The sequence below is a fragment of the Nostoc sp. EspVER01 genome, assembly GCF_034530635.1.
Taxonomy (GTDB): Bacteria; Cyanobacteriota; Cyanobacteriia; order Cyanobacteriales; family Nostocaceae; genus Nostoc.
Genome location: NZ_JAVRCS010000055.1, coordinates 25,312 through 32,621 on the forward strand (window position 1 = coordinate 25,312; position 7,310 = coordinate 32,621).

Here is a 7,310-nt window from a genome sequence, read left to right on the forward strand (position 1 = left end):
TGCTAAGTTTAAGGGAGCCATTGTAATCCCTTATTCTGTAATTTATGCTCGATCTGCTGCATTTCCTGGATAGTTTCTCCAGTCACGATCGCATAAATTTCGGTGTAGATTTTTCCGTATTTGACCCTCTCTAAAGCCGACAGAACGATCAAGTCTTTGCGATCTAGTTCTGGTTTTAAGGTGACTAAAATTGAATCTAACGTTCCTTCCATGCGGTAGCTACTAGAATATTTAGCAACTTCCTTTCCCAATCCCAGTAGGGTGTGACGCTGCAAGCACAACGGAGTCGATCCATTGACTCGGAAATTGGCATCGATTGCATAAAACAGCCCGTCCCGATCTTCCAGTACATCGAACCCAATCACGCCGAAATAACCCTGTTTGTAAGCATACTCACCAATGGCGGCAATCATCTCAAAGAACTTGCTTATGTCAGTGTTGCGGTAGTCAATCAGTCCCCCTAAATAATTACCTTCTGGAGTGACGAGTTGGCTGGTAGTGCCGATGAGGGTTATCTCTCCCGTTTTGTTGACATAGAACTGTACGCAATAATTCTGTACCTCATTTTTGACGAACTCCGAGACAATAATTTTATCGAGCAACTTAATATTGAGATATTTCCTGATTTCTTCAAAACAGTAATTCAGATCGCCGAGGCTTTTGATGATATAAGTGCCTTCCCCTGAGAGTCCGTGGGACGTTTTAATTAAGTAGGGGAATTGTGGTAAATGAATGTCTTCTAGACTACAGGTGCGTAAATCGTAACTCTCGTATTTTGGACATTGCACACCCAGTTCGGCTAGGGTTACTTTGCTGAGTAAACGGTAATGAGTGTCTGAATCAATAGCGTGTTTTTCTTTTTTGAGGCGATCAAAGGGAAATAGAGTAATGAGTTTGTCAAAGCGTTCGCTGTGGCTAAGATCGTCCAGATAAGTCAAGCGATCCATTATCAACCTATGGGAGTAGCTGAAGCCGAAATGCTCTTGCCAGTATGCAAGCAGCGACTTTGGTGGCGGATTAAGCGCAATTCCTGGAATGCGATCGCCTAATACAGCTAAAATTTTCCAAGGTTCCTTTTGGCAAATCTTGTCAAAGGAGGTTTTGGTGGCTTCACTACTGCCATCTTGAATAAAATATTTTTCCAGATTGGGATAAGCAGCCCAACTAGCAGTTGCAGGGTAATTTAGGATAAACCCATAAGATGCATCTGTGATATCTTGAGCAAACAGATCGGAAAGAGAACTCCCTTGAAAGTATTGAAAGTTATATTGTGAGTTCATTTCGCCCTCCCAGAAACCGCATCCTCAAACAATTGGACAGATACATCTTGTATCTGCACTCCTGCCAGCAAAACCCGATCTTGCTCAGAGACAATTTCTTTAGTAATTCCAGCTAAGGCTTGGGTAAATTTCGGTGAAATCAATCTATCTTTTGGTTGATTTTGTTTGTAAATCAGTTGCAATTGTTTTGTTTTACTAGATTTTATAGCCTGAAAATTGCTATATTTTTTTTGCATAAAGCTAATATTTGATAATTGACTTTTATTTATATATCTTACTTATCTTTTAATTAACTCTATCAAACGAAATAAGTAAATTAGTTTATTTATTATCTGATGATTGCAGAGACGGCGATTTATCGCGTCTCTTGCCTTAACCGAAATTATTTAACAGACACCTAATCTAAAACCCCCATACCTTAGATGTACAGGGGTTATTTCAGCTTGTGCAAAATGGTTTAATGAAAAGGTTAACTTGTATTTCATCCAATTAAAAACTTAAACATATCCATAGGCAAAGCTGTACTGATCGAGCCAAAAAAGCCCTAAAAATGTTGGGTTTTGTTCTTCAACCCAACCTGCGTAGTTTAAGCTTTTTGGGGCTAATCCAAGCGTCTTGCATCTCACAAATCAACGATGAAACTGTCTCGTAGATGAAAGTCAGCCTCCGCGCCTCGATGAGTTAACGCCCAGTAAGTCACCTCGCCATCTCTATGTTTAATAACTGTAGTAATGGCAACTTCAATTTCTTGTTCTGCCGAGACAATTTTATTCAAATCAACATTTAAAGCCAGTTCTAGACTATCAGCGTGATTCTGAACGCTAAACGGTAGCTTTTCAAAAGCTGTTTCTTCTTGCATCCCTTGACGATAGCCATCAAAACGATAGACATTCCAGTGTCCGGCAGGAGAGAGGTTAAATTCCCAATACCGTGCAGAATCTTTGATACCAAGGAAGAATTCAAAGCAAGTGTCTTCCCACAATTCATGCTTGCGTGATGGTGCATTTGATGGTGGGTAAATTGCAATTTCTTTTAAATCGCCTCCAAAGTTGTAGTTAATGGCAAGTTGATTAGCATTTCGAGAGATATTGCCTGTAATTTTCAAATTAGAAAATAACTCGGTAGAAGAGAAGGGTTGCAGGGAAAATGTCTGCTTGTTCATTTCATATCTTGGATAATTTTGCGAATCTGCGTTTCTTGAGATTCAATACTTTCGGTCAGCTTAAACTGGACGATCGCTCTTGCTAAGTTATGTTCTGGGTGCTTAACTTTAAAGTAGACATTCCCGGCTAAATAATCAGCAAAAAATCTTAGTCCTAGTTCAAAAGTGATTAGACGAATTGCATCATAGATGTATGCATAATCATTCTCGGTCAGAAATGCTTTAGCCACAGCGAGATAACCCTGGAGGATTTCCTGACATAAATCGGTATCGAAATAAATACTTTCCCAATTTTCGGTTTCTTCACCAGCCGGATTGCAACCTGATCGCAAACAATCACCAATATCGTAATGTACCAGACCGGGTTTCACAGTGTCGAGGTCGATAACGCTGACGGCTTGCTGGGTAACAATGTCAAACATCACGTTATTAATTTTGGGATCGCCGTGCATCAGACGCAGAGGTAGTTTGCCTTCAGCTTTGGCATTTTCTAGGATATGTGCAAAGGCTTGGCGATCGCTAACAAACTGTAAGCAATAATTAACTTCAGAAGATTTAGGCGCACTAGTTTTCGCCAAAACTTCCTCGTAATGCTGGAGATAAAAGGGTGTAATATGAAACCCTTCGAGGGTGTCAGCAAGTTTTTCTGCTGGCAAATCACTGATTAAATTGTGGAACATCCCCAAGGCATAACCGATTTCTTTCGCGTGGGAGCGATCGCGCATACTATCAAAGGACTGGGAGCCTTCAATAAAGCTGATTGCCCGCCAAAATGAGCCGTCTGCATCCTTCCAATGGTCTTGAGCGTTTTTGGTCAACAGTACGCGTGGCACTTCCCAGCGGCGATTAAGGGGTGTATCCTGCAACCTTTTTTGAACGTGTTCAGTTAAGGTACGCATATTCTGCATAATCAGTTGTGGCTGACGAAACACTTGCGTGTTAATGCGTTGCAGGACAAAATGTTGTTCTTTTGAGGAATCTAGAGTTGCTAAAAAAGTGTCATTGATATTACCACTGCCAAATGCTTTAATGCCTGTAACCTTTCCCAGTTGGGCGAATTGGTTAGCGATCGCCACCAGATTTTCTGCACCGTGTGTATTGAATTCTTCTATCATCTGTTTCATCTCTACTACTCCTCACGTACATTGCACGAAAGCAATAGGGGATATCGTAGCGCAAGTATCAAGATAATTCGTAATTCGTAATACTTCGGCTTACCTCGGCTCCGCTCGGCACAAGTCGCTCAGTACAAGTTTGTAATTCGTAATTGATTAACGAGATGTCAATTATGAATTTTTAAAAGTACTACAGCAATTCTGAACCATTTGTGAAAAACAAGATCCCCGACTTTTCAAAAAAGTCGAGGATCTGCGGGTTGCAATTCTTGTCAACCCCGTGCTAGTTCAACAGTTAGGAAATCTCATCGCTATCAACCCACTCATCATAAGATGAGTCATAACCAACGTAGTGAAGAAAGTATTGCTGACCTTGGATTTGCTGAATTGTTGCGGAATACCAAGCCTCTTGGTCATCATCCCAACATTTTACCTTTTGACCTACTGCATATCCATTTTCATCAGTGGAGCGAAGATCGCGAGTCCGAATGTCATCTTCGCCTACCCACTCGTCATAAGATGAACCATAACCAAGGTAATGAACAAAGAACTGGTCATCTTGGATTTTCTCAATAGTTCCTTGATACCAATCCTCTTCATCATTATCCCAGACTTCTACTGTTTTGCTGACTTCATACTGAGTCTTATCTGATTTATCTGATTTAACGGCAGATGAGACATCTTGAATCGGCTTTTGTTCCTCTTGTTTGATTTCCTCTTTTACTAGAGCATAAGCTTGCAAAATCAAACTGCGAGTGACAGTTTGAATTCCTGTATGCTCGTAGTAATTGGTAGTTTGATCTAGGAATGCTGCAACTAAATCTAAATTATCATCAGCAATCTGAATAAAATTACCCAAATTACTAGAAATTGATTGCGGGGTTATGCCTGTCCTAGATACTAAATTATTCATCCAGCCTTGCACGGAGTTGAAACCCTGACTGATAAAACCAACTTTATCAGAAGGATTGCTGCCTGGAAGAAAGTTATTAACGGCTAAGAAAACCGGATTTTGAGTTATTGCATTAGCATCAGTACCACTAATAACTCCGTGAATTTTGCTGAGAAAATCAGGGCCCAAGGGCAGAATTCCATCTAGACAAACCAAAGCTACCATCCGCATTAGAGATGCATTTTGATAGTTGTTAGTCAGGGAATTAGCAAACTCTTGGGGATTAGGTTGAGGAATGCCATTTAGTTTGCAAAAGGCGATGATTTCGACAGCAATTTTTAATACTAAGTCAATGGATTGAGTGACATCGGCTTTGGGAGTAATGTTGCCTAAAAAAGAGAGAAAGCCGATTTTTTCACTAACTTTATTCGCTAAAGCCGCCGCTGCCATCGCTGTGTCTGCTTTATCAATTGTTTGATAAAGTTTGATGGCAAACTGGTAGCCTTTTTGAGGATCTTGGTATAAAGTGACAGCGCGATCGCGGATTTTTTGAATTACCTTAGCATCGGTAACTCCTGTAATGGCGCGGATATTATTGTCAAAACCCGTTAAATTGCTCCATTCACCTGGTGCTACATAATCAAGAGCCTTTAAAACTTTGACAGTAATATTGTCAGTAGGTAACTCGTCAACCAACTGAATAATTGATTTATCCATCAGCCGATCCTCAAAACTCCAGATATCGTTACAACACGGTTCGGAGCAGCCCATATCTAGCACTGGGCAATTGCTGAACCGTATTTATAGAGTTCCCCAACCTGACCAAAAAATAACGATGTTAGTAACAGACGCTACATCTAAATATATTGCAAAGGCGATCGCATCCCAAACGCAAAGCTGAATCAACTGCTTGAGTCTGCGAGGGATGCGCTCGCTTTCCAGACAAAACCCAGATGCATTGACAAACCTAGACGCAGACAGCAATTTTGAATCCAAAATGGTATTATTTTGGCAAAACCACGTTTTGACGCACAGCACGCTTGCGTAGGCGTAGCCCGCACTTCGGCTGCGCTCAGTGACCATCGTAGACATCGCTTTTTCGAGTACCTCCAGCCATCTGATACTCATGGCTATTGTTGCCATATTTATAAGCAGTACCACGCAAAATTTTCTCAGAATAGTCTGCTAAATCCTGTTCATTTTCAACGAGCTGGGTTAGTAAAACATCAATAGTAGAGAGGGTGGTATTGTATGCTTCTAGAGATTTTCGGAGACTTTCGATTTTTTCAGTATAATCTTTGACTGTTAAGCTCTCTCCGACATCGAGAGTTGGACTAATAGATTTAATGCTTGCTAAGCGAAAGTTGCTACAGCTTGCGCGAAACGCGGAAACGTTAAAGCAGAAGTTGCTGCAAGCAAAGTGGAAGTTGTTACAAGATTCAGTCGCTCCCTTCGACTTCGCTCAGGGAGCTTTCGACTTCGCTCAGGGAGCGGGAGCGTTTTTGTGGTCGAAGCTAGTCAGCCTACTGTAATGAGTTTCATTTTGACATTCGGCTAACTTATGCAACAAATTTGTATCCCCTGAAATTAAAGCTTGCTTCTTTTTTCGATTCCAACCTTGGACTTGTTTCTCACGCTCAAAAGCATCCACCACAGACTGATAATACTCGCAGAAAACCAGCTTTACAGGCAACCGTTTTGCCGTGTGGTTTGCGCCCTTACCTTGTTGATGTTGCCACAGCCGCCGCTCAAGATCCGTTGTACTACCCGTGTAGTAACTACCATCAGCACATTCAAGAATGTACATATAAGCCATAAATTGATTTGCGCGATCGCTTTCTATTAGAAAAAGTGTTCCCTAAATAAAGCGTTCCCTGAGCGAAGTTGAAGGGAACACTTCGCTCAGGGAACACTCCTTCTGAATTTTCATCATCCTTGTAAAACTTGAACAGGAGTGAACTTTAAATCAGCAAATACCAGTGAAGCGATCGCTCCGAAATACCGAAAGTGCGATCGCAGTACCAGTAATTGATTTTCTTAAGCAAAACTTTCCCTGACTTGTGCCGAGCGGAGCCGAGGTAGCGAAGTCTAAGGGAACATTCTAATTGCTTTTAGTACCAATGCCATCGCAGAGAGTGCGATCGCTCACATTGGGATTTGATTGTAAATAAACACGTAGCCGATTGCAACTGTAGATAATTAAATCATTTAGATTATTATTTAGGTACACATTCCAGAGTATGACGCTCTTGTCAGCACTAGCAGAAGCAATGGTCTTGCCATCCGGGCTAAATGCGACGCTATAGACCGCAGAGCTATGCCCCTTGAGGGTGGAGATTGATTGACCTGTAGCCGCATCCCAGAGTATGACGCTCTTGTCTAAACTAGCAGAAGCGATGGTCTTGCCATCTGGGCTAAATGCGACGCTATAGACCTCATTGCTATGCCCCTTGAGGGTGGAGATTGATTGACCTGTAGTCGCATCCCAGAGTATGACGCTCTTGTCAGAACTTGCAGAAGCGATGGTCTTGCCATCCGGGCTAAATGCGACGCTATAGACCGCAGAGCTATGCCCTTTGAGGGGGGTGGAGATTGATTGACCTGTAGCCACATCCCAGAGTATGACACTGTTGTCAGCACTAGCAGAAGCGATGGTCTTGCCATCCGGGCTAAATGTGACGCTATAGACCGCAGAGCTATGCCCCTTGAGGGTGGAGATTAATTTACTGGTAGCCGCATCCCAGAATATGACGCTCTTGTCAGCACTAGCAGAAGCAATGGTCTTGCCATCCGGGCTAAATGCGACACCCCTGACCACATCGCTATGCCCCTTGAGGGTGGAGATTGATTGACCTGTAGCC

At 42.1% G+C, this 7,310-nt stretch carries 8 protein-coding genes; all 8 read right to left on the reverse strand.

Going from position 1 to position 7,310, the window contains the following annotated elements; genetic code table 11:
* Positions 1-8: 8 nt before the first annotated feature.
* Positions 9-1,280, reverse strand: coding sequence for a carbamoylphosphate synthase large subunit (locus RMX69_RS27515; RefSeq protein WP_322639312.1), 1,272 nt, complete (start codon positions 1,278-1,280; stop codon positions 9-11).
* Positions 1,277-1,516, reverse strand: coding sequence for a hypothetical protein (locus RMX69_RS27520; protein WP_289799177.1), 240 nt, complete (start codon positions 1,514-1,516; stop codon positions 1,277-1,279). Before RMX69_RS27520 ends, RMX69_RS27515 begins: the two co-directional genes overlap by 4 nt.
* A 386-nt stretch (positions 1,517-1,902) precedes the next feature.
* Positions 1,903-2,442, reverse strand: coding sequence for a DOMON-like domain-containing protein (locus RMX69_RS27525; RefSeq protein ID WP_322639313.1), 540 nt, complete (start codon positions 2,440-2,442; stop codon positions 1,903-1,905).
* Positions 2,439-3,557 carry an aminoglycoside phosphotransferase family protein gene (locus RMX69_RS27530; protein ID WP_322639316.1) on the reverse strand — a complete coding sequence of 373 codons (1,119 nt, stop codon included), beginning with the start codon at positions 3,555-3,557 and terminating at the stop codon, positions 2,439-2,441. Before RMX69_RS27530 ends, RMX69_RS27525 begins: the two co-directional genes overlap by 4 nt.
* Before the next feature lie 295 nt (positions 3,558-3,852).
* Positions 3,853-5,166, reverse strand: coding sequence for a Tudor-knot domain-containing protein (locus RMX69_RS27535; protein ID WP_289799180.1), 1,314 nt, complete (start codon positions 5,164-5,166; stop codon positions 3,853-3,855).
* 84 nt (positions 5,167-5,250) lie between these two features.
* Positions 5,251-5,577 (reverse strand): hypothetical protein, encoded by a 327-nt coding sequence (locus RMX69_RS27540; protein ID WP_289799181.1) that lies wholly within the window; start codon positions 5,575-5,577, stop codon positions 5,251-5,253.
* Between the two features lie 355 nt (positions 5,578-5,932).
* Positions 5,933-6,265 carry a GIY-YIG nuclease family protein gene (locus RMX69_RS27545; RefSeq protein WP_322639314.1) on the reverse strand — a complete coding sequence of 111 codons (333 nt, stop codon included), beginning with the start codon at positions 6,263-6,265 and terminating at the stop codon, positions 5,933-5,935.
* Between the two features lie 285 nt (positions 6,266-6,550).
* A partial coding sequence (locus RMX69_RS27550; RefSeq protein WP_322639315.1) for a WD40 repeat domain-containing protein occupies positions 6,551-7,310 on the reverse strand: 760 nt, incomplete at its 5' end.

Excerpts from the sequence above, each read along its gene's own strand:
- RMX69_RS27520 (WP_289799177.1), bottom strand. The coding sequence starts at position 1,516 with ATGCAAAAAAAATATAGCAATTTTCAGGCTATAAAATCTAGTAAAACA.
- RMX69_RS27530 (WP_322639316.1), bottom strand. The coding sequence starts at position 3,557 with ATGATAGAAGAATTCAATACACACGGTGCAGAAAATCTGGTGGCGATC.
- RMX69_RS27540 (WP_289799181.1), bottom strand. The coding sequence starts at position 5,577 with ATGAGTATCAGATGGCTGGAGGTACTCGAAAAAGCGATGTCTACGATG.
- RMX69_RS27525 (WP_322639313.1), bottom strand. The coding sequence starts at position 2,442 with ATGAACAAGCAGACATTTTCCCTGCAACCCTTCTCTTCTACCGAGTTA.
- RMX69_RS27535 (WP_289799180.1), bottom strand. The coding sequence starts at position 5,166 with ATGGATAAATCAATTATTCAGTTGGTTGACGAGTTACCTACTGACAAT.
- RMX69_RS27515 (WP_322639312.1), bottom strand. The coding sequence starts at position 1,280 with ATGAACTCACAATATAACTTTCAATACTTTCAAGGGAGTTCTCTTTCC.
- RMX69_RS27545 (WP_322639314.1), bottom strand. The coding sequence starts at position 6,265 with ATGGCTTATATGTACATTCTTGAATGTGCTGATGGTAGTTACTACACG.